Source organism: Pseudomonas sp. VE 267-6A, from assembly GCF_024126555.1.
Taxonomy (GTDB): domain Bacteria; phylum Pseudomonadota; class Gammaproteobacteria; order Pseudomonadales; family Pseudomonadaceae; genus Aquipseudomonas; species Aquipseudomonas palmensis.
The window spans coordinates 1-410 of the sequence record NZ_JAMYBY010000059.1 but is presented as its reverse complement, the minus strand read 5'-3'; the positions used below and the strand labels follow the sequence as shown (position 1 = coordinate 410).

The following is a 410-nucleotide window of genomic DNA, read 5'->3' as shown; positions in this document are numbered from 1 at the left end:
CAGCCTTGCGGGCGAAGAGGCCCGTCAGTTCGCCGCCTTGAACCTCAAGCGCCACGCATGCAGCAGCGGCTCGGTATACCCGCTCGGCTGCTCACGCCCCTTGAACACCAGGTCGCTGGCGGCCTGGAACGCCATCGAGGTGGCGAAGTCCGGCGCCATCGGGCGGTATGCCGCATCCCCGGCATTCTGCCGGTCGACCACCACCGCCATGCGTTCGAGCACCTCGCGTACCTTGGCCTCGCTCACCGTGCCATGCAGCAGCCAGTTGGCAATGTGCTGGCTGGATATACGCAAGGTCGCACGGTCTTCCATCAGGCCGACGTTGTGGATGTCCGGCACCTTGGAGCACCCGACCCCTTGCTCCACCCAGCGCACCACGTAGCCGAGAATGCCCTGGCAGTTGTTCTCCA

Annotated in this window: 1 pseudogene; it reads right to left on the bottom strand. The window is 65.6% G+C overall.

Annotation, left to right across the window (positions count from 1 at the left end):
- Positions 1 to 24: 24 nt before the first annotated feature.
- Positions 25 to 410 (bottom strand): annotated as a pseudogene (locus NJH59_RS25430) (malate synthase G); the annotation flags it as partial.